This is a genomic window from Chryseobacterium sp. 22458 (assembly GCF_052044975.1).
Classification (GTDB): Bacteria; Bacteroidota; Bacteroidia; order Flavobacteriales; family Weeksellaceae; genus Chryseobacterium.
Map to the genome: position 1 here is coordinate 121657 of NZ_JBQEOA010000003.1, position 19897 is coordinate 141553.

Genomic DNA, 19897 nt, shown 5'->3' on the forward strand with positions numbered 1-19897 from the left:
GAAGTCTCAGCGGGGAGCAGCATGTTTTAAAAAAGACCACTGGAATTTCACATTCTTCATTCTGACACTTTTTATTGATCAGCCTGATTGTATGTTTCTAACCATTGTACGGGCATATTTTTTCACATGGCTTTTTTTCATAATTTTGAAAGATGGAGATGATATATTTAATTATTGGATTTATTGCCGGCGGGATACTGGGAGCAATTATTTTATATTTTGCACTGAAATCCTCAATGGTTTCAAGAAGTTCTTTTGATGAGCTCAATACCCTGTTTATCAGAAACAAATCTGATCTTGAAAATTCCAATCTGAAAATTCAGGAACTCCATCAGCAGATCAGCCAGGAGAAAGAACAGAATATGCTACAGCAGGACTTGCTGAACGATCTGAAAAGCGAATTCTCAAAAATCTCTGCTGAACATTCTTCTCTTACCCTCCAGTTTCAGGAATTAAAACAGATCAATCTGAAGCAGACTTCCCAGATAGACACCCATATCATTGAGAAACAGGATCTTTTTGCCAAAAATTCAGAATTGTCGGCAAAGAACGAGAGCCTTCAGCAGTCTTTAAACAACCAGAAAGAGGAGATCATTAAAATACAGGAAGAATCAAAACTTCAGTTTGAAAATCTGGCTAATAAAATTCTCGAGGAAAAAACAGAAAAGTTTACCGCTTTAAATCAAAATAATTTAAAAACCATCCTCGACCCGTTCCAGGAAAAAATAGCGGACTTAAAAAATAAAGTCAATGAAGCCTATGAAAAAGAGAATAAAGAACGTTTTTCTCTGGCTGAAAAAGTAAAAGAACTTGCCGAGCTCAACCAACAGATCTCCGATGATGCTAAAAAACTGACCCGGGCATTAAAAGGCGAAAGCAAAACCCAGGGAAACTGGGGAGAAATGATCCTTGAAAGCATCCTTGAAAAATCAGGACTTGTAAAAGGAAGAGAATATTTTCTGGAACATGAACTGCGTGATGAGGACAACAATGCTCTATTTTCTGAATTTTCCGGTAAAAAAATGCGTCCGGATGCTGTGGTAAAATATCCGGATGAAAGAAATGTCATCATCGATTCCAAAGTATCCCTGACAGCCTTCACAGATCTTGTTGACGAAAACGATCCTGATGTATATGCCATAAAACTGAGCCAGCATCTTGGATCCATCAAAAACCACATCACCCAGCTGAGCCAGAAGGCTTATGACGATTATGGTAAATCTTTGGATTTTGTCATGATGTTCATTCCAAGCGAGCCGGCTTATATTGCTGCTATGCAGGCAGACCAGAATCTCTGGAACTATGCTTATGAGAGAAGAATCCTATTGCTGAATCCCAGCAACCTGATTACTTCACTTAAACTGATTGCCGACCTGTGGAAAAGAGAATATCAGAACAGAAATTCAATGGAAATAGCAGAGCGGGGAGCCAAGCTCTATGATAAGTTTGTAGGCTTTGTTGAAAATCTTGAAAAAGTGGGGAGAAACCTTGATCAGGCTAAAAATGTATTTAATGACGCTTACAAGCAGCTCCATACCGGAAATGACAACCTGGTGATCCAGACTCAAAAATTAAAATCTTTGGGGATAAAAAACAAAAAAGACCTTCCGCCAAGCCTTATAGACAACAGTAATTTAATTGAACCATCAGAAAATTAAACCTATGAAAAAAACATACACTATTGTTATTATAAGCATTCTCATTTTCTTTATCTCGTTACCTTTTGAGGCTGTTTATACCAAAGACCATAATGTAACCGGATTATTCTGTTTTCTTTTAGGATGGGCAGAAATGCAGGGCGGCGGCATCGCATGGATGGCCAATCCTCTTCTTGTTACAGCCGCTTTTCTTCTTTTGATGAAAAAACCGAAAGTTTCAGCTGTAATCAGTTTTCTGGCACTGGCGCTCACTTTCTGTTTTTTATCTGTAGGAGAAATAACGGTGGATGAAGCAGGACACCAATACCCTATCACAGGCTATGGCCCCGCTTATTATCTATGGATAGCGAGCTGCGTTTCACTCTTCGTCGGAAGTATTATTCTTTTAAAATCCCCGGAACAATCTTCTGTTTCCCGGTAAACTGAGAGTCGTATCCTGTAAAAAAAGAGCCTATGTTTTCTTTTGCATTATACCCTTATCCGAAGTCCGAATCTTTCAGAGAAATTTTCATCTCTTCACTGGGGGCAGGAATTTCTGTCTATTTGTTTCTGATCATTTTCCAGCCCTTTGGTACGGAAAATTTTCAACATCCCTATAAGTTTTTATTACTTTTTCCCTATTGCATTATTTTTGGAACTGCATTTTTTATTACCAGTCTTATGACTTTCCGTTTCAGCAACTGGAATATGGGTTCAGAGCTTTTAAAAATAATTTCCATCCTATTCCTGAGCTCTGTTGTGTCTTATTTTTACAATTCATTATTCTTAAGTCATATAGCCCTGGATCTTGGCAATTATTTCTATATGTTCCTGTATTGTCTTGCGGTAGGGGTTCCAGTTTCTGCCATATACATTTTATCACGGTATATCTATTTAAAGAACATCCATGAAAAAACAGCGCAGAATATTTCCCAGCACCTCACGGCTTCCATGCCCAAGCTACAGGAGAACCTGTTAAAAATAACGGCACAGAATACAGAGCTTACCATCAAAGAGCATGATTTTTTATGTGTCCGCTCCATGGAAAATTATTGTACATTCTATTTTTTAGAGAATAGCAGCTTAAAAAAGGTACTGATAAGGATAAGTTTATCCAATGCTTTACATCAAATTGAAACAGGTTCTGTCAAAAAATGTCACCGCTCTTATATTGTGAATCTTGGAAAGGTAACAAATCTCAAAGGAAATGCCCAGGGATACAGATTGATTCTTCCGGAGATTGACTTTGAAATTCCTGTTTCCAGAAGTTTTATTGCTTCAATTATTCCCCAGCTCCAACAGCAGAATTGATATTTTTTGTCATTCGTCACTATTCTTTGTCATTCATCACATTCATTTGAAAGCATTGGTTTAAAGCTACATTTTTGCTCAAAATTAACAGACATGAGTAAAAACATCCGCTTCTTTTTCATCTTTATCTTAGGTTTTACAATCTATTATTTCCTCGATTTCTTTTATTTTAAAACGATCCAGACTTTTTCAAAAAGCATCTTTCACAGCAAAGCCATAGCCCATGTGGCTGCTTATACAATAACATTAATCCCATTGATCGTTACTTTAAAAGTTCTATTCCCCAAAAGAAATATTCCGGATCTGTTTTCATTAAACAAACCCATGATCCAGGGATTCACTTTGGCCCTTACCGGTACTCTTCCTATGCTTATCGGCTATCTGATCCATTTTAAAATAATTCCTACAATACATTTTGAGCCCCTGTTTATCAACACCCTTTCATCAGCCTTTTTTGAAGAAATTATTTTCCGGGCTTTTCTTATTGGAATATTATACAGATTTACCAGACTTGGCTTTTTATCATCGGTATTATCAGGATCTTTACTTTTTGCACAGGTACATCTATATCAAAGCCAGGATCTTGTAGAGCTTACTGAAATATTCGCCATTACATTTCTGGGATCCATATTTTTTGCATGGGCCTATATTGAATCAAAATATAACTTATGGACTGCCATATTCCTTCATTTCTTTATGAACCTGTACTGGGAAATCTTTAATGTATCAGAAAATGTTTCCGGAAATTTCTATGGAAATCTCTATAAATTTCTATCGATTGCCGTTCTGACTGTAGTTATCATCTATTGTAAAAGAAAGAATAAATCCCCGTTTGAGATCACGGGTAAAAGCCTTTTTATCAAAATCAAAGAAATTCAATCATAAATTTTGCATAATTTTGCGGAATGTTGATAGAAAGTTTCCAAAACGATAAGATAAAAAATGTCACTAAGCTTCTTACTGACAACCGTTTCCGTAAAAAATCAAAAGTTTTTGTAGTTGAAGGACAGCAGGAAAATGAAAGGGCCATTCAGTACAATTTCGAGCCTGTGGAGTTCTTTGTCTGTGAAAACATCTTTAAAGGAACGCTTCCTGAAGGAAAAATCCATTATGTAAGTGAAAAAGTATATGAAAAGATTGCTTACAGAGGAAGTTCTGAAGGAATCATTGGAGTGTACACGGCAAAAGAAACACCCCTTTCTTCATTTATTCCGAAAGATAACTCTACGGTCATCATTGTTGAAGGCGTTGAAAAACCCGGAAATCTTGGAGCTATTTTAAGAAGCTGCGAAGCTTTCGGGGTGGATGCTCTTATAGTGGCAGACGGAAAAACAGACTTTTACAATCCTAATGTCATCAGATCCAGTGTAGGCTGCCTTTTCGGAATGGAAGTCTATCAGGCTGAGAATACAGAAACCCTTGAATTTCTTCAGAAAAATAAATTCAACATTTATACAACCCTGATGGATGAAAGTGCTGAAGATCTTTATAAAAGAGATTTCACACAACGTTCAGCAGTATTATTCGGGACTGAACATTCAGGTTTAAGTGATTTTTGGATCGGCAAAGGGAAAAACACACTGATTCCGATGGCCGGTAGTATTGATTCTCTGAATCTGAGTAATGCGGTAGCTATTACATGCTATGAATCACTGAGGCAAAAGAAAGGATAAAGGCTAAAAACAGATTGCTTCTATCTTCGGTTCGCAATGACATTAGAAGAGAGTTGGCTATAAAGCACAAAAAAAACCGTTTCACTGGGTGAAACGGTTCTTTTATTGTTAAGCTTATGCTAAAATTATTTCTTAGCAGCGTCTTTTGCAGCATCTTTAGCAGCATCAGCAGCACCTTTAGCAGCATCAGCAGCACCTTTAGCAGCGTCAGCAGCACCAGCAGCAGCATCTTTAGCAACTTCAGCACCAGCAGCAGTTGTAGCAGCAGCAGCATCTTTAGTAGCACCTACAGCAGCAGTTGCAGCAGAATCAACAACTTTAGCAGCAGAATCAGTAACTACAGCAGCAGAATCAGCTACTTGAGCAGCAGCAGAATCAGTAGCTCCTTCAGTAGAAGTAGCTTCAGTTTTTTTACAAGCAACTAGAGAGATTGCAGCGATAGCAGCTACGAATAATGACTTTTTCATAATAAATTAAATTTAATTTTGTTAATATTGTTTTATAAAATTTTCTTCTGTTCTGTTATTTGAACAAGACAAAGGTAGAGCAGTTAGAAAATTTGTTTATGAAAAATAATTGTAATACCTTTGTAAAATAGTTTTACAAAAAAACATAACTGATAATCAACAATTTAATTATTTTTTGAAAAATTGACAGATTTAGATCTATTACACTTTGAACAGCTAAAAAAGGATGTTCAGAGTCAATACTTAAAAGAATATACCCCTTCACAGGATGATATTTCCAAGTGGAAGGGTATAGATATCATATATTTCCAGGAAGACCTTCGCAAAAAAGCGAAAGGAAACATCAGTGAAAAGTCTTTTTACACCTATTTTAAAAATTCACCCGTCACCAAATTACCAAGAATAGATATGCTCAATTTATTGAGTATTTATGCAGGTTATGACTCGTGGTACGAATTTAAGAAACAGCATCTTTTTGCCGGAGAATTGCTCCAGGAAAATGAAGACCTTGAGGAAGAAGAAATCAGTGAACTGGAAAAAACAGTTTCTTCAGTGCCCGATCTACCAAAAACTGAAATCCGGCCTGGAAAAGTTGAAATTCAACCAGTTGAAAACACTGATTTACAAAAAACAAATACTGAAAATCAAACAGTTAAGGTAAATCAAAATATTCAAAGAGATGTTGAAATTTTGGCTACACCATCCAGGAAAAATTTCTTCAAAAAGAATGCATGGGCACTTGTTACTTCGGTTTTGATTGCCATTACCGGAATTTTAGGATTTAAAGATGTACTTTTTTCAAAAACCTACAAGTATTGTTTTATAGACAAGGACCGAGGAGTTTCTGTGATCAACACCTTAGAAATAATGGTGATCAAAGAAAACGAATCACCTTTGATGTATAAAATAAAACCTGGAGAATGTTTTTATTATTCTACGAAAGATAAAAACCTGAAAATGCGGATCAACGCTCCTTTTTATGAACCTCTGGAAGTCAACAGGAACCTTGAAAATGCCCCTGAAGAAGAGAAAATAGAACTGAAACCGGATGATTATAAAATGGCAGCCTATTATTTCTCTATCAAAGACATCAAAGGCGGCAATAATGAAGAACAGGTAGCCCTGATCAAACAAAAAAGAAATCAGCTGGAAAATCTGATCAGCAATAATGCAGTCATCTATCAGGTGTATGACAATAACACCTATGGTATTGAAAGCCTTAATAAACAAAAATATATTACGCTTGTAACCACTCCTACTACATCATTAAAAAATCTGAATGTAATAGAAATGAAAAAGGACACGAAGGGCAAAATCATTTCCATTAAATTTAAAATTACCTCCACAGATGAAAAGAATAAATAACTTTTTAATTTTCACCATTCTTCTGGTTTTATTAGCTGCCTGTAATAAAAAAACAGAAGTAAGCGATCTTGACAAACTGCGAAACAGCAATAATGAGAAAAGCTATCCTGCTGTACAAATGGACAGCATGCAGGCCATCAATTCGATTACCAAACAGAAGGTTCAGGAACTTCTTGATCTTTCCACCCTATATCTTTCCGGAAACAGAAATACGGAAATAGACACTGTCATTTACTCACAAATGGAAAGTTATTTCCATAAGCCTGATTCTTTGACATTTAAAAGACTTATCAAGGAACTGGACAGTCTGAAAGTGAGATCTGTAAAGGTAAACAGCCTGAACGTCTATAAAGAATTCTATAAAAAGGATACGCTGGACTACGCCAAATTCAATGTGGAATACTTTGACAATAAGAATAAGTCTTTGGGAAGCTTCGAAAAGAATGCCCAGTATATCCTGCTGTCTACATCAAAGCTCAAAAAAGAATTTAAATTTTACTTCCTTGATTTTTATTCTAAGCCGCTAAAAAAAGACAGCACTTCCGTAGGAGTAACCAAATAGTCTAAAGGAATATCATTTTCCCAGACATCATCAATATATTCATCGGGGTCAAAATAATTGACTCCGATTTTTTTGGTATCAGGTGAGATACTTTGAAAAAGAGCGTCATAAAAACCTTTTCCGTAACCTACCCTATTTCCTTTCCTGTCACAGTACAATAAAGGAGTAATCACATAATGGAAATAGATTTCCCCGGAATCTTCGTTGGAAGCAGGTTCTGAAATCCCCCAGCTGTTGGTTTCAAACACAGTATCTTGAAAAATTTCAATATTGATAAGTTTGTCCGCTACGATCTTAGGTACATATACCCGGATATGCTGTGCTAAAAAATATCGGATGAAGATTTGCGTATCAACCTCATTAAACTTGTCGATCGGGATGAAAACATGCATCTTCTGCCCTGCTTCAGGTTTAAAATAAGAAACGAAATGTTGAAAAATCTTTTCAGATAACAAGAAAGCCTCATCATGAGACAAGGCTTTTCTTTTTTGCATATATTTTTTTCTAAGCTCAGCTTTTAGCATAATGACTAAATTATTTAAAGGCAGCTTTTATTATTTTAAAACTTCCTTACAGCTTATATAATTTTATATAATTTGTCAGACAGACGAACTCTGAACGGCAGTTCAAAAGTGATCTGATCTCCTGCTTTTGCCGTTTCACATGGGCCTCCGTTTGCATAGATTTCTGTAATTGTAACCTCCTGCTCACCGGTTGTAGGGCCAGAAATCAAAACTTTATCTCCTACTGCAAGCTCACCATTCTCAATCAGGAATTGTGCAATTTTTGATTTTGAATAATAATGCTCAGCCTTTCCCAGTAATACTTTCTTAACCGCTATTTTCTGTCGGATATTTTTTGTTTCAGCTTTTGCCAAAGGTGCTTTAGGGAGATCACCTGAGTTTTTAAACTTCAATGCATCAGATTTTCCTTTTCTGAATACTTTATTTCCCACCTGAAGACCTTTTCTCAGTTTCACCTGTTCATCCCAAGGTAAATGAATGGTTTCAAGACATTCTGTAGAGCATGTATTTTCCATGGCAGCTTTACACTCATCACACTGGATGAATAAAAGATGACAGGCGTCATTGGCACAATTGGTATGATTATCACACGGCTTTCCACACTGGTGGCATTGTGCAATAATGTCATCCGTAATCCTTTCCCCTAATCTGTGGTCAAATACGAAATTTTTACCTATGAATTTGCTTTCTATTCCTTCTTCTTTGATCTGGCGGGTATATTCAATGATTCCGCCTTCCAATTGGAAAACATTTTTGAACCCCTGATGTTTAAAATACGCACTGGCTTTCTCACAACGGATTCCCCCCGTACAATACATCAAAAGGTTTTTATCTTCTTTAAAATCCTGAAGCTGTTCGTTGATAATCGGTAAGCTTTCTCTGAAGTTTTCCACATCAGGAGTAATAGCTCCTTCAAAGTGTCCTACTTCACTTTCATAATGATTTCTGAAGTCAACAACGATGGTATTCGGGTCTTCAAGCATATTGTTGAATTCCTGTGCTCCTAAATGAATTCCTTTATTGGTTACATCAAAAGTTTCGTCATTCAGACCATCAGCTACAATTTTGTTTCTGACTTTAATGGTCAGTTTTAAAAAGGAATGATTATCCTGCTCCACCGCTACATTCAAACGGATTCCTTTCATAAAGTCATACACTTCAAGCGTATTCCGGAATGCCTCAAACTGATCTGCCGGAACACTCATCTGAGCATTAATTCCTTCGTGAGCCACATAAATACGGCCAAGAGCATCAAGAGCATTCCAGGCTATAAATAAGTCGTCACGAAATTTTTTGGGATCTTCAATTTTGGCATACGCATAGAAAGACAATGTAAGGCGTTCCTTACCAGCTTCATCAATAAGTAGAGCTCTTTCTTCTGCGCTTAAGGTGTTATACAGTTGCATGCTATAAACGTTTTAAGTGAGAAAAATATTTTTGCAAAGATAAGAATTTTAAATTAAGTATATTTATTGGCCTTAATGATAAAGGAATGAACGAGCGGAAATGAAGAGTGCAGAATTCGTAAATTGATGATTAAAATGAACAATATTTATAGATTTGGCAGACTGTATTATCTAGCGTAAATTCTTTAATATTTTTTTAAGTTTTGTTAACTGTGACATTAACAATTATGACATAATGTATAAAATGACATAATAGCAGTTAAATTTTAGTTAAAATTGAAACATAGCATACTAATTGCTTACTTATTTAACATTAAATTTGTTTACTCAAAAACATAAAAAAGAAATTAATTAATAAACAAGAAAGATATACAATGAAGAGTACTTTAAAAAAACTATTACCATTTGCAGTAGTTGGAGTTGTCTCAGGAGCTACTACCGTTGGAGCTATACAATATTTCGGACACGGCTCCAATAATGGAGATCAGTCTTATTTCACAACATCAGCACCTACAGCATCATTTGTAGGAATGAATACAGGAGCGGTAGGCGATGATTTTGTAAAGGCAGCCAAAACGACCGTTCCGGCTGTAGTGACCATCAAAAATTACCAAAGCAGAACATCCAGCAGAGCTTCAGAGCAGGATCTGTTTGACTTTTTCTTCGGAGATCCTTTCGGAGGAAGAGGCCAGCAGAGACAGAAGCAGCAACAGGCTCCGGATAATATGCCTTCAGGAATGGGTTCAGGGGTAATCATCTCTCCGGATGGTTATATTATCTCCAACAATCACGTTGTGGCAGGTGCCAATAAGCTTGAGGTTGTATTGAGCAACAAAAAATCATATATCGCTACTTTGGTGGGAACCGATCCTAACACGGATATTTCTTTACTGAAAATTGAGGAAAAAGGTCTTCCTTACCTGAATTTTGCGAACTCAGACAATATTGAAGTTGGGCAATGGGTACTGGCGGTAGGAAACCCGCTTGGGCTTAATTCTACCGTAACGGCAGGTATTGTGTCTGCAAAAGGAAGAGGAATCGGCATTCTGGGAAGTCAGGGTAAAGCAGCCAATCCTATTGAAAGCTTTATTCAGACTGATGCTGCGATCAACCCGGGTAACTCTGGAGGAGCATTGGTAAATACAAACGGTGATCTTATCGGGATCAACTCTGCCATTCAGTCTACTACAGGATACTATCAGGGATATGGGTTTGCTGTTCCGGCTAACCTGGCAAGAAAAATTGTTGAAGACATCAAGAAATTCGGAATTGTACAGCGAGGTTTCTTAGGTGTTCAGTCATTAGATCTTTCCAATGATCAGCTGGTGGCAGGATACAACAGACAATTTAAAACCAACCTTAAAGTAGGTTCCGGAATCTATATTACAGGATTCGGTGAGAAAAGTGGTGCTGAAGATGCAGGTCTGAAAAAAGGAGACATCATCACCAAAGTTGACAATTATGCAGTGACTGATTTCGCTGATCTGTCTATGTCTATCGGAAGCAAACGCCCCGGAGACAAAGTTGCTGTAACTTATTTAAGAGACGGCAAAGAAAATACAACTACCGTAACGCTGAAAGACCAGAAAGGAGGAACTTCTACAAAAACCAAAGCTGATCTTACCGTAACTGAAAAGATCGGATCAGAATTTGAGCCTCTTACCGAGCGATTCAAAACAGAATACGGACTGAACAGCGGTGTAGTTGCCAAAAATGTTTCTGAGGGCAGCGAAATGGCTAAAATCGGAATTGTAGACAATTATATCATTATTGAAATTAACGGAAAACCGGTCAACTCACAGAAAGATGTAGAAAAGATCCTGGATAAGTATCAGGGAAATGTACAGGTGAAATTTGTAGATGACTACGGAAGAATTTATACAAAAGGATTTAAGATGCCTTAATCAGGAGCTGAACAACAGTTGGCCTGTCAATAAAAAAACGCTGCAGATATCTGCAGCGTTTTTTTATTCTTTTTATTTAGGTCTGTTCATTTTTTCAGCGATCATTTTCTTCTTGTTTCTTTCGTAGATCACTTCTACGATCTTACCTCCGATCCACGAAAACGGGAAGAAAGTAAGGAAGATGGAAATCTTATAAAATGTAGGATGATAAGGAAAAATAATAACATCCAACATCGCAATGAAAAGCATGATAAAGCCAATCAGAATAGCATAGGCTACTTTGGCATATTTAACGATAATGGCTGTTGCCACCCCTCCTATTGTTGTTCCCAATCCGGAAATAAACAACAGGAAACCGAAAAATGCCTTATCATCTTTCATACTGAAAAGAAACCTTTGCCAATGCTCAAAAGGAGCAAAAGCTTCAAAAGTTACCCATTGCGGAAAAGCCCTTATACCAAGAGTAATGATAAGCCCGGCTATCCCAAGGCCTACAAGCACCGCAACTGTATTTCTTATAAAATTCATTAATCCTGATGTGCGATCATAGAGATTTCGATATCCACATTTTTAGGTAAGCAAGACACCTGTACCGTTTCACGTGCAGGATAGCTTTCCGCATCTAAATAAGACGCATAAATATCATTCATTACAGCAAAATCATCCATACTTTTAAGAAAGATCGTAGCCTTTACAACGTTTTTAAAAGTCATTCCGGCTTCTGTAAGAATTGCTTCAAGGTTTTTCATTACCTGGTGTGTTTCTTTTTCAATTCCTTCTACCAGTTTACCAGTTGCAGGATCTACAGGAATCTGTCCGGAGATATACAATACTCCGTTTGCCATATTAGCTTGTGAATAAGGCCCGATTGCTGCAGGAGCGTTCACTGTGTTGATTACTTGTTTCATAGCGGATATTTATTTTTTTTGATCTTATACAATCACCATCTACTTTCTAAACGGTAATTTAGTTAGAATTTATTTTGGTTGCAAATATAAAATTTATATTCTCAAATGCCAATCTGATATTAGAAAGGTGCATTCGGCTGTGTAAAGCTTCTGTCTTTGTATTTCAATGCATCACTTAAGATATTGGCTTTGATTCCGATAAAGAAGTCATATACCTTATACTGCCCGAAGGGAACCCAGTTGAAATTGATGGTAAAACTTCGCTGATCTCTTGCAAAACCGATTCTTGTATAAGCCAGCTGCTTGGTGACAAGGTCATAGTGTGTACTTCCATTGATATTCCAGAAAGGGGTAAGCTTGATACTTCCGTCAAGACCTACGGATGCAATTTTATTTCCAAATCTGTTCAGTCCTTTTGAGTAGGCATAATTGGCATTAATATTCAAAGTCCAGGCCTGATCAAAATGGGCATAATTATCATCGTCGAAATAATAGTTCTCATTCCGGACTTCTCCTTTTTTGGAATACTTTTTAGCATATTCTGTTTTCTCGCCAAAAATTTCGCTGCTCAGAGGATAAGACATCTGTACGTTGAATCCCTGTACGCTGAAAGCTCCGAATTTTTCTGTTCTGATTCCTGTGTCCTGTCCCGGAATAAATTCAATTTTATAAGGATCAAGAGAAAGACTGGTATTGACCGTCAATTTACCGTTAAGGAATGAGGACTGCCCGTTGATGGTAATAATAGACCATGGGTGATCTTTAGCTGCAAAGTTATAGTTCCCTGAAAGGTTTAAAGATTCGAAGATTTTAACCTTTTTTACGCCTGTAGAATCACTTTTAGATCTAACCTTCATTTCTACGTTGTTTCCGATATTGAAACCTAAAGCTCCTACCATTCCGCTTTGCGGACTTCCTACAATTCCTTTTTCAAAAATGGAGTAAGGAGTAAGAGCTCCGTTCGCATTATAATAGTTTTTATAATATCCGAAATTAGGACTTGAGAAATCCGGAGAATAGGTAAATCCGATACTCGGAGTCACCATATGTCTGATTGCTTCAATAGCAGATCCTTTTTTAAAATCCATCTGTCCGTAAAGGGTAGTCTGGATACTTGCCGTAGTAGAGAATGTAGAATATCCGGCAAACTTTTTATTGATTTCATCTACTGTAACTGCTTTTACAGGATCATAATATCTGTTCAGCGTTTTGGTAGTAAGTGCATTATCGATATTGGCACTTAAACTGAAAGTGAAATATTTCGCCAATGTGGTATTGGTTGCAATGGCTATATTATTTTTAAGGCCGGTCTGCATTTTATCCCACATTTCTTTTTTAAACAGCTCATTTTCCTGAGTATTGACAAAATTGGTCAGGTTGAACCCTGTATTCACGGTAATATTTTCAAGAAGTCCTGATCTCACCCCTGTTTTTGATTTGAACAGGTAAAACTGATTCACGGCTACGTTCATCTGCGGAAGACGAAGGTCTGCCAATCCGGTGGCAAAGTTCTGAGAATAAGAGGCTGTTCCGGTGATCGTGACCGGAAGTTTCAGGAATCTCTTGGTAAGTGTTACTGTTGAGTTCTGCTGGGTATTCAATACATTCTGATTGAAAATATAATTGTTGTTCAGCGGATTATTGTAAAATTTCGTACTTACAATGTCTACGGAAGCACTGAACGTAAGGAATGGATTTGCTTTTGCATCCTGTGAATGCGTCCAGTTGATTCTGTATGTACTGTTTCTTGTATAATCTTCCAATCCTTTGATTCCTCTCACCATGGTTCCGATATCTGCATTGAAGCTTCCCGAATAACGGTATTTCTTCTGATAATTCATCTGCGGACGCAGGTTCCAGCTTCCTTTGGTGTAAATATCAGCCAGGACTTTGAGATCAAAATGTTCCCCGATCGGCTGATAATATCCAATTCCGTTCAGGAAGAAACCTACATCTTCCCTTTCCCCGAAACTTGGAATAAGGATACCGGCTGCTCTTTTATCTGAAAACGGTAAGATGGCAAATGGAAGATAAAGAGGTGTAGGCACCTGTTCTATAAACATCTGAATGGGCCCGGTAACGATCTGGGATTTGGTTTTGGTTTTAAGAAGCTTGATGTTGTAAGCTCTCATAAAGTAATCCGCAGCCGTATCTTTTTTCTTGATAAAATAATCGTCTGTAGTATAATCTGCTTTTACCATTGCAAAAACAGAGTCGTTATATTTTTTTGTTTTCTGGGCAATGATCACCCCTTCACTTTCTTCAGTTCTTGCATTGAAGGCAATAGCCTGTTTAGTCTTTGTATTATAACTGAATTCGTTGGTTTCGTATTTTTTCCCTGCCTGGGTTGTAATTACAGGCTCAATGATCTTTCCTAAAGAATCCTGTTTCCCTCTGGCGTAGATCAGGTTTTTATTGTCATCAATGGAGATATAATCTGCATCAATCTGCATATCCTGATATTTTACCTGGGCATTTTTATTCAGGAATGTCATCTTTTTAGGGATGTCTCTGCGCTGGTCATCCGCTTTTGTACGGAGAACATCATCCAGCGTTTCTTTTTTTACAACTATGGTATCCTTTTTGGAAATAGTATCATTAACCGCATTTTTAGGCAATTTTTCAGGAATTTTCTGTGCTAAAAAATTGTTAAAAATTAGGATAATTAAAATTTGTAATATATTTTTGAGGACGGTTTTGGCCAATTTTATTCTATATAATTAAGGCCCAAAATTAATATAATTTTTATAACTGTAAGATGCACAAACAAAATTTTAAAATAATTTTATCATTTCTCCTTATCCTTATCGGCAACTTTATTTTCTCTCAGAAGAAGTTTACCCTTGTTTTGGATGCAGGACACGGAGGAAGTGATCACGGGGCCAACAGGACCTATTCAGACATAGGAAGAATAGCAGAAAAAGATATTACGCTTGCCATTACCTTAAAGGTGGGAGCTATGCTGGAAAAAAACAGAGATTTTAAGGTGATATACACCCGTAAAATTGATGAATACCCTTCCCTGTCTGACAGAACCAACCTGGCCAACAGAAGTAAAGCAGACCTGTTCATCTCTATTCACTGTAATTCTTCAGCAAGACCTACAGCCTACGGAACGGAAACTTATGTACAAGGCCCCAACCAGAACAATGAGAACCTTGAGGTGGCCAAAAGAGAAAATGACGTGATTTTTCTGGATGAAAAAGATAAGCAGATCTTCGGATCTTATAATCCGGACTCCCCGGAATCTTTAATTGCACTGAAACTTCAGCAGAGCAAATACCTGGAATCAAGTCTTCTTTTGGGAGGATTGGTTGAGGATAACTTCGTAAATAAAGATAAAAGATTCTCCAGAGGAGTTTTCCAGAAGAACCTTCACGTTCTCCGTATGAATGCCATGCCTTCTGTGCTTATAGAAACAGGATTCATCAACCATCCGGAAGAAAGCCACTATATTGCTTCCGAAAAAGGTCAGAATGAAATTGCAGAAAGTATCTACAATGCCATTATTGATTATAAGAAAGCCATTGATAGAAAGACCGGAGGATCTATCGCTATCAAAAAGCAGGAACCGGAGAAACCGGCAGAAGTTCCACTGAAAAATGATTTCAGAATTCTACTGATGAGTTCTCCTACGAAATATAACGAAAATGATCCTGCCCTTAAAGGATTGAGCTATATTCTAACCATCAAAGAGAACGGACAGTATAAATATTACTATGCGGTCACCAATATGGCTTCTATAAAAGACATCAATCTTAAAACAGCCAAAGATGCCGGATTCAGAAATGCCTTTGCCGTAGGTTTCATGCCTAACCAGCGAATCAGCATGGGATATTATACCATAGAAGTTTATGCAGGTGATAAACTGAACGGAAATTCTTACATCGTTCAGAATCTGAAAGACGTGGAAAGGAATAAAGAGAATGGAGTGTTTTACTATACTTATGGAAAAGTGTATACTTTAGAAGATGCTGTAAAACTTCAAAAAGAACTTGAAGGTAAGGGAATCAAAAACACAGTAATACAGAAAATATATAAATAATTTAAAAAAATAATTTTGAAGTTTAAAAGTTAATTTCTACTTTTGCAACCTCAAAATTTGGCCTATTCGTCTAGTGGTCAGGACTCAAGATTTTCATTCTTGCAACAGGGGTTCGATTCCCCTATAGGCTACTAAACTACATGACTCAATCCCTGATCAATACAAGGTTCAGGGATTTTTTTATCCCAAAAGTCAACGAAATTTCCACGAAAATTTAAAAGAACTCTCATACACCTTTTGTACAAGGCGAATTTCGAAAATCTTTTTTGTTCGTTAAAATTTTTCTTTCCTTTCTTTAACTTTTGTTTTTTACAACTTGACAGTTTCAATATTTATAAATTTTGGAAACCAAAAAGAGACTGTCTTTGATTAAGACAGTCTCTTTATGTTAAGAGTAAACTAAAAATTACTTGTTATTACTCAAATTTATAAATTATTTTCTTCAACAAATTTTTTAAAATCCTGCAAAAATTTAATGAACTCATCATGATTCAAATCTAAATCCTGTTTTTTAGACTTTTCTCCTGCTCTTTGCTTCATTAGATCTACAAAGAAAACCCCATATTTATTGCTTCGGAAGAAAACATCCTCATTTTGCCAGTCAAAGGATTCATCAGAATCTTTGTTTTTGCTTTGTTCCACGCCATCAATTAAACTTTGAATTTTTTGTGGTGTCCAATTCCAACTACCAAAGTGGTTTATAGTACTTTCTTCACTCTGAATAGAGTGTAAGATAGTGTCTCCCCACATATCTTTTTTAAATGTATATTTCATTTTGTATAATATTTTTATTTTACAGCAGTGGATATGCATTCATAATATTTCCTGCATCATCAACCTCAATTAATATGTCAAACCTACCTGAAGAGTCTTTGAACTTATATTGTTTAAATTTTTTGCCCAATGAGGCTGGATTTATTCCTTGTCCTTTAACTACAGTATTTTCATATACATATGCTATTTCCTCTTGTATTCTTTTAAGATCCCAATTTTTGGGAAACATGGATGATTCAGCATTTTTCACCAAATAACCATCTTTGTATTTAATACTGATTTTAGCCTTAAAAGGAACATCATCTGCCAATTGTGCCATAGAATAAATTCCTTCAGGGTCTATTATTTTCTCTACGTCTATTGCTCCGTTGAAGATTCCCGATCCTCTGTGCCCTCCTTGGGAAACTAAAATTTCATCTGTATATTTAAAACCCGAAGGCAGGTTTTTTATAAAAAGTTCAGTATTAAACTCTCCTTCAAGATGATTGAAAAAACCTTTGTCAAATTTACTGAGCCATCTTCCAAAAGCCAATTTACGCAAACCCTCCACATCATCTGTTAATTCATAGAATTTTTTCTTCAAATAATGAACTAAATTCCCACTTTTTACTGCTTCTACTAACTCTAAAAATTCCTTTTTTAGCCATTTCCACAGATCTGCCAATGAATTACCAATTTTCTCACCTATGTTTTTAGAAAAATTTATCGCTTTTCCTAATTTTGCTGATTTTTGAGATACTCTACTAATTTTACCTGCTGCCTGTGCTATCTTCTCAGAGATTTTTCCAGCAAGAGATGCGCCTCCTGTAAAATAGGCGATGATAGCATCAAAAATAAGCTCAAAAGCAATAGCGCCTACAAAATATGCCCAAAAATAGTCATTAAGTTCTGAAAATTTCTTTTTTAGCATATCAGTAAATTGTGAAATTTCTTTCCAAATTTTACCTTCGCTAAAAATATTTTTAATTCCACTAAGAAACTCTTTTGAGTTTACAGCAAATAAATCTACAAAATCTTCTATGAATTCTAATTTCTCTTGATGTTTTGCCAACTCTAACGGACTCATTTTTTCCATCTCCAAAAACGGAATTTTTTCCGTAACCATTGCTAACAGCATAATAACGGTTTGTGCTAAAGAAATTAAGCCGTTGAGAAGACCGCATAAAAAAGCGTTAATTTTTGCAACTTCTCGATCGACTTTCTCCACGATAACAGCACCAATACCTGAAAAAACCTCCAATATTTCATTAAAAAAAACTTTGAGCTTGTTATAGACGTTTTTTATACTTTCAGGGATATTATCTTCAATGAAATTTTTTAAATAGAAAACAACAGCTAAGAAAATATCATCCGTAATAGTAGGTGTTGCCTTTACTACGGTTGTGACTATTGCCAAAGAAACCTCTTCAAAATAGTTGGCAAACTCTTTAAATCTGCTAAATCCTGCTGCTGCGATTTCAGAAGCGTTTTGCATGGTTTTATATTCTTGGGAAGCAATGGGAACAGGAATAATCGGCTTATATTTCACTTCCTGTTTTGAAAAACCACTTGTTCCTATTTTGTTTTGATAAGTGCTGTACATCGGGTTTACATAATATTTGATGTAATCGTAATTTTCCTCTGTAAACTTCCATTTATCAATTGTTTCTATGCCTCCTCTCATCCAGTCTGCCAACTGATTGTTTAATAAGAATACCTTTTTATAGACTTCATTTAGTTTACTTTGTTCAGCAATTTCCAGATAGATTGCACCCTTTAAAAGAGTTTCGTTTATCTTTGTATCATCCGCAAGCTCTCTAATAAGATTGTCAAACCCATTTACTGTTATTGATTCTGTTGGAGTTACATAAGTGGTATTTTGATTATTATTATAGATTCTGTTAAAGAAGTCTTTGGCATATTTTCCCATTTTTACCCGACAGGCAGTACCAAAAAAATTGCTTTTTTCAGGATTGTCTTCTTCATAGAGTACTTTAAATTGTTTCTCTTCTACCCCTTCTTTTTCGTATCTATCAAACACTTCAACACCACTCTTACATAGTATAAAAGTATATTTTATGCGATCTGTTTCTTTAGTTTCGGGGATTTTATCAAAATCTTCGGGAGGAACAACGAATGTTTCAAAAAATACACTGTTTTTTCCGTAAGGACTGTCAAGATTCCTACTCAGAACGTAATCTAATCTTTGTATCATATCATTTGAATTTATTATGAGCCAAATGTAGATACAGGTAGCGACAGAACGTGACGTTTACAATTTAATTTGTTTCAATTTGGTTTTCCCAACTTCAAACCGATCAACCTGATTGATTTATCTAAATAATCAGAATCTAGTTATTTTTTTTGGGAACAGGAAATTAGAGGATAATTGCCAGCACTAAAATGTATAAAAAAATTAAGACCTCTCAAGGTTCATGATGACTCAAAAATGACAAATAGCTATATATTAATTATAGCATCCTGAAAATATGGCAATTACTCCCTATTATGATAAAAATCGACTTATTTTTGTTGTAAAAATCTATTCCCATTACATTATATATGACAAAAGCATTATATTTGCAAAAAATTTTTAGCCATAATTGGTTACCCGAATATGGCAACACTGATGAAAAACATTATTGATAAATCATTGTTTGTAGTTTACTACAGGCTACCAAATTTTATATCATGCCGGATTTAAAGATACAAGAAGCGAAATTGCTTTTTAAGAAAATCCACTCTAACCCAAAAAGTTATGATTTACAAATCAATGAAGACGGGATTACAGGCAGAGATGATAAAATCAGTTTCCGACTTTACAGGACTGGAGAAAGGGTTGCTTTTGAAGTAACAATTGACGGACTTACTTTCACCAATACCACTGGAGAATGGAACAATGCACTGATCATGCTGGGAAATACGATCAAAAAATTAGAAAAAGAACAAGAAAATTTAAAAATAGAACAGGCAATAAATAAACTCAGAAAGTACCTATCAGAAGAAAATTAAATTTTTTAAAAATAAATTTGGTAGTTTAAAAAAAAGTTTATAGTTTTGCACTCACATTTGAACGATATGGCAAATCATAAATCAGCACTAAAGAGAATCAGACAAAACGAAACTAGAAGACTTCGTAACAGATATTATCACAAGACTGCTAGAACAGCATTGAAAGCTCTAAGAAATGAAGAGAACAAAGCTGCTGCTACAGAACAACTGCCGAAGGTTATCGCTTTATTGGATAAATTAGCTAAGAAAAATATTATCCACAAGAACAAAGCTGCTAACTTGAAAAGCAAATTGACAAAACACGTTAATAAATTAGCGTAAAAGCATAGC

At 36.0% G+C, this 19897-nt stretch carries 19 protein-coding genes and 1 tRNA gene; 12 read left to right on the plus strand and 8 right to left on the minus strand.

Translation table 11 applies throughout. The annotated features are described in order from the left end of the window. The first annotated feature begins 152 nt into the window (after nt 1-152). From rmuC to ACTJJF_RS11560, 5 genes are all read left to right on the plus strand, one after another. Entirely contained in the window at nt 153-1658 is a 1506-nt protein-coding gene (gene rmuC / locus ACTJJF_RS11540; RefSeq protein ID WP_312300149.1) for a DNA recombination protein RmuC, read from the plus strand. A 4-nt stretch (nt 1659-1662) separates the two neighbouring features. Further along, nucleotides 1663-2079, plus strand: coding sequence for a hypothetical protein (locus ACTJJF_RS11545; protein ID WP_440699748.1), 417 nt, complete (start codon nt 1663-1665; stop codon nt 2077-2079). A 32-nt stretch (nt 2080-2111) separates the two neighbouring features. After that, a complete protein-coding gene (locus ACTJJF_RS11550) occupies nt 2112-2948 on the plus strand; it encodes a LytTR family transcriptional regulator DNA-binding domain-containing protein (protein ID WP_440699749.1) in 837 nt (278 codons plus the stop codon). A gap of 93 nt (nt 2949-3041) precedes the next feature. Next, nucleotides 3042-3833 (plus strand): lysostaphin resistance A-like protein, encoded by a 792-nt coding sequence (locus tag ACTJJF_RS11555; protein WP_440699750.1) that lies wholly within the window; start codon nt 3042-3044, stop codon nt 3831-3833. A gap of 20 nt (nt 3834-3853) precedes the next feature. Next, nucleotides 3854-4621: a TrmH family RNA methyltransferase gene (locus tag ACTJJF_RS11560; protein WP_312300158.1), complete on the plus strand. Its 768-nt coding sequence runs from the start codon at nt 3854-3856 to the stop codon at nt 4619-4621. A gap of 125 nt (nt 4622-4746) precedes the next feature. Here the strand turns inward: ACTJJF_RS11560 and ACTJJF_RS11565 are convergent, their stop codons facing one another. Then, nucleotides 4747-5088, minus strand: coding sequence for a hypothetical protein (locus ACTJJF_RS11565; RefSeq protein WP_276160322.1), 342 nt, complete (start codon nt 5086-5088; stop codon nt 4747-4749). Nucleotides 5089-5271: 183 nt separating this feature from the next. On the opposite strand from ACTJJF_RS11565, the gene ACTJJF_RS11570 reads away from it, so the two are divergent. Together ACTJJF_RS11570 and ACTJJF_RS11575 are read left to right on the plus strand one after the other, a co-directional pair. Next, complete coding sequence (locus ACTJJF_RS11570) at nt 5272-6453, plus strand: hypothetical protein (protein ID WP_312300161.1); 1182 nt, start codon at nt 5272-5274, stop codon at nt 6451-6453. After that, on the plus strand, nt 6437-7015 hold the full coding sequence (locus tag ACTJJF_RS11575; protein WP_312300164.1) for a hypothetical protein: 579 nt from the start codon (nt 6437-6439) through the stop codon (nt 7013-7015). Before ACTJJF_RS11570 ends, ACTJJF_RS11575 begins: the two co-directional genes overlap by 17 nt. On the opposite strand, the gene ACTJJF_RS11580 is transcribed toward ACTJJF_RS11575, so the two are convergent. Next, nucleotides 6964-7539, minus strand: a complete 576-nt coding sequence (locus ACTJJF_RS11580) for a 5-formyltetrahydrofolate cyclo-ligase (protein WP_440699751.1) — start codon at nt 7537-7539, stop codon at nt 6964-6966. The genes ACTJJF_RS11575 and ACTJJF_RS11580 overlap by 52 nt on opposite strands. A 53-nt stretch (nt 7540-7592) precedes the next feature. Then, on the minus strand, nt 7593-8945 hold the full coding sequence (gene trhO, locus ACTJJF_RS11585) for an oxygen-dependent tRNA uridine(34) hydroxylase TrhO (RefSeq protein ID WP_440699752.1): 1353 nt from the start codon (nt 8943-8945) through the stop codon (nt 7593-7595). Between the two features lie 374 nt (nt 8946-9319). Between trhO and ACTJJF_RS11590 the strand changes: the two genes are divergently transcribed. Then, nucleotides 9320-10849 carry a trypsin-like peptidase domain-containing protein gene (locus ACTJJF_RS11590; protein ID WP_312300171.1) on the plus strand — a complete coding sequence of 510 codons (1530 nt, stop codon included), beginning with the start codon at nt 9320-9322 and terminating at the stop codon, nt 10847-10849. Between the two features lie 72 nt (nt 10850-10921). Here the strand turns inward: ACTJJF_RS11590 and ACTJJF_RS11595 are convergent, their stop codons facing one another. The 3 genes from ACTJJF_RS11595 to ACTJJF_RS11605 form a co-directional block, all read right to left on the minus strand. Continuing rightward, nucleotides 10922-11377 (minus strand): hypothetical protein, encoded by a 456-nt coding sequence (locus tag ACTJJF_RS11595; protein ID WP_440699753.1) that lies wholly within the window; start codon nt 11375-11377, stop codon nt 10922-10924. Beyond that, nucleotides 11377-11757 (minus strand): RidA family protein, encoded by a 381-nt coding sequence (locus tag ACTJJF_RS11600; protein ID WP_065400276.1) that lies wholly within the window; start codon nt 11755-11757, stop codon nt 11377-11379. The genes ACTJJF_RS11595 and ACTJJF_RS11600 overlap by 1 nt, the downstream gene beginning before the upstream one ends. A gap of 119 nt (nt 11758-11876) precedes the next feature. After that, nucleotides 11877-14462: a putative LPS assembly protein LptD gene (locus ACTJJF_RS11605; RefSeq protein ID WP_440699754.1), complete on the minus strand. Its 2586-nt coding sequence runs from the start codon at nt 14460-14462 to the stop codon at nt 11877-11879. A 53-nt stretch (nt 14463-14515) separates the two neighbouring features. Here ACTJJF_RS11605 and ACTJJF_RS11610 point away from each other — a divergent pair, with 53 nt between their 5' ends. Both ACTJJF_RS11610 and ACTJJF_RS11615 read left to right on the plus strand, forming a co-directional pair. After that, entirely contained in the window at nt 14516-15802 is a 1287-nt protein-coding gene (locus tag ACTJJF_RS11610) for an N-acetylmuramoyl-L-alanine amidase family protein (protein ID WP_440699755.1), read from the plus strand. Nucleotides 15803-15861: 59 nt separating this feature from the next. Further along, a tRNA-Glu gene (locus ACTJJF_RS11615) sits at nt 15862-15933 on the plus strand. Nucleotides 15934-16228: 295 nt separating this feature from the next. Here ACTJJF_RS11615 and ACTJJF_RS11620 read toward each other — a convergent pair. Both ACTJJF_RS11620 and ACTJJF_RS11625 read right to left on the minus strand, forming a co-directional pair. After that, nucleotides 16229-16576, minus strand: a complete 348-nt coding sequence (locus ACTJJF_RS11620; RefSeq protein WP_440699756.1) for a hypothetical protein — start codon at nt 16574-16576, stop codon at nt 16229-16231. A 19-nt stretch (nt 16577-16595) separates the two neighbouring features. Further along, a complete protein-coding gene (locus tag ACTJJF_RS11625) occupies nt 16596-18770 on the minus strand; it encodes an EndoU domain-containing protein (RefSeq protein WP_440699757.1) in 2175 nt (724 codons plus the stop codon). A 476-nt stretch (nt 18771-19246) separates the two neighbouring features. Between ACTJJF_RS11625 and ACTJJF_RS11630 the strand changes: the two genes are divergently transcribed. Together ACTJJF_RS11630 and rpsT are read left to right on the plus strand one after the other, a co-directional pair. Then, nucleotides 19247-19567 carry a hypothetical protein gene (locus ACTJJF_RS11630; RefSeq protein ID WP_047380487.1) on the plus strand — a complete coding sequence of 107 codons (321 nt, stop codon included), beginning with the start codon at nt 19247-19249 and terminating at the stop codon, nt 19565-19567. Between the two features lie 66 nt (nt 19568-19633). Beyond that, nucleotides 19634-19888 carry a 30S ribosomal protein S20 gene (gene rpsT / locus ACTJJF_RS11635; protein ID WP_002983073.1) on the plus strand — a complete coding sequence of 85 codons (255 nt, stop codon included), beginning with the start codon at nt 19634-19636 and terminating at the stop codon, nt 19886-19888. Nucleotides 19889-19897: the final 9 nt, after the last annotated feature.

Excerpts from the sequence above, each read along its gene's own strand:
- rmuC (WP_312300149.1), top strand. The coding sequence starts at position 153 with ATGGAGATGATATATTTAATTATTGGATTTATTGCCGGCGGGATACTG.
- ACTJJF_RS11545 (WP_440699748.1), top strand. The coding sequence starts at position 1,663 with ATGAAAAAAACATACACTATTGTTATTATAAGCATTCTCATTTTCTTT.
- ACTJJF_RS11550 (WP_440699749.1), top strand. The coding sequence starts at position 2,112 with ATGTTTTCTTTTGCATTATACCCTTATCCGAAGTCCGAATCTTTCAGA.
- ACTJJF_RS11555 (WP_440699750.1), top strand. The coding sequence starts at position 3,042 with ATGAGTAAAAACATCCGCTTCTTTTTCATCTTTATCTTAGGTTTTACA.
- ACTJJF_RS11560 (WP_312300158.1), top strand. The coding sequence starts at position 3,854 with ATGTTGATAGAAAGTTTCCAAAACGATAAGATAAAAAATGTCACTAAG.
- ACTJJF_RS11565 (WP_276160322.1), bottom strand. The coding sequence starts at position 5,088 with ATGAAAAAGTCATTATTCGTAGCTGCTATCGCTGCAATCTCTCTAGTT.
- ACTJJF_RS11575 (WP_312300164.1), top strand. The coding sequence starts at position 6,437 with ATGAAAAGAATAAATAACTTTTTAATTTTCACCATTCTTCTGGTTTTA.
- ACTJJF_RS11580 (WP_440699751.1), bottom strand. The coding sequence starts at position 7,539 with ATGCTAAAAGCTGAGCTTAGAAAAAAATATATGCAAAAAAGAAAAGCC.
- trhO (WP_440699752.1), bottom strand. The coding sequence starts at position 8,945 with ATGCAACTGTATAACACCTTAAGCGCAGAAGAAAGAGCTCTACTTATT.
- ACTJJF_RS11590 (WP_312300171.1), top strand. The coding sequence starts at position 9,320 with ATGAAGAGTACTTTAAAAAAACTATTACCATTTGCAGTAGTTGGAGTT.
- ACTJJF_RS11595 (WP_440699753.1), bottom strand. The coding sequence starts at position 11,377 with ATGAATTTTATAAGAAATACAGTTGCGGTGCTTGTAGGCCTTGGGATA.
- ACTJJF_RS11600 (WP_065400276.1), bottom strand. The coding sequence starts at position 11,757 with ATGAAACAAGTAATCAACACAGTGAACGCTCCTGCAGCAATCGGGCCT.
- ACTJJF_RS11610 (WP_440699755.1), top strand. The coding sequence starts at position 14,516 with ATGCACAAACAAAATTTTAAAATAATTTTATCATTTCTCCTTATCCTT.
- ACTJJF_RS11620 (WP_440699756.1), bottom strand. The coding sequence starts at position 16,576 with ATGAAATATACATTTAAAAAAGATATGTGGGGAGACACTATCTTACAC.
- ACTJJF_RS11625 (WP_440699757.1), bottom strand. The coding sequence starts at position 18,770 with ATGATACAAAGATTAGATTACGTTCTGAGTAGGAATCTTGACAGTCCT.
- ACTJJF_RS11630 (WP_047380487.1), top strand. The coding sequence starts at position 19,247 with ATGCCGGATTTAAAGATACAAGAAGCGAAATTGCTTTTTAAGAAAATC.
- rpsT (WP_002983073.1), top strand. The coding sequence starts at position 19,634 with ATGGCAAATCATAAATCAGCACTAAAGAGAATCAGACAAAACGAAACT.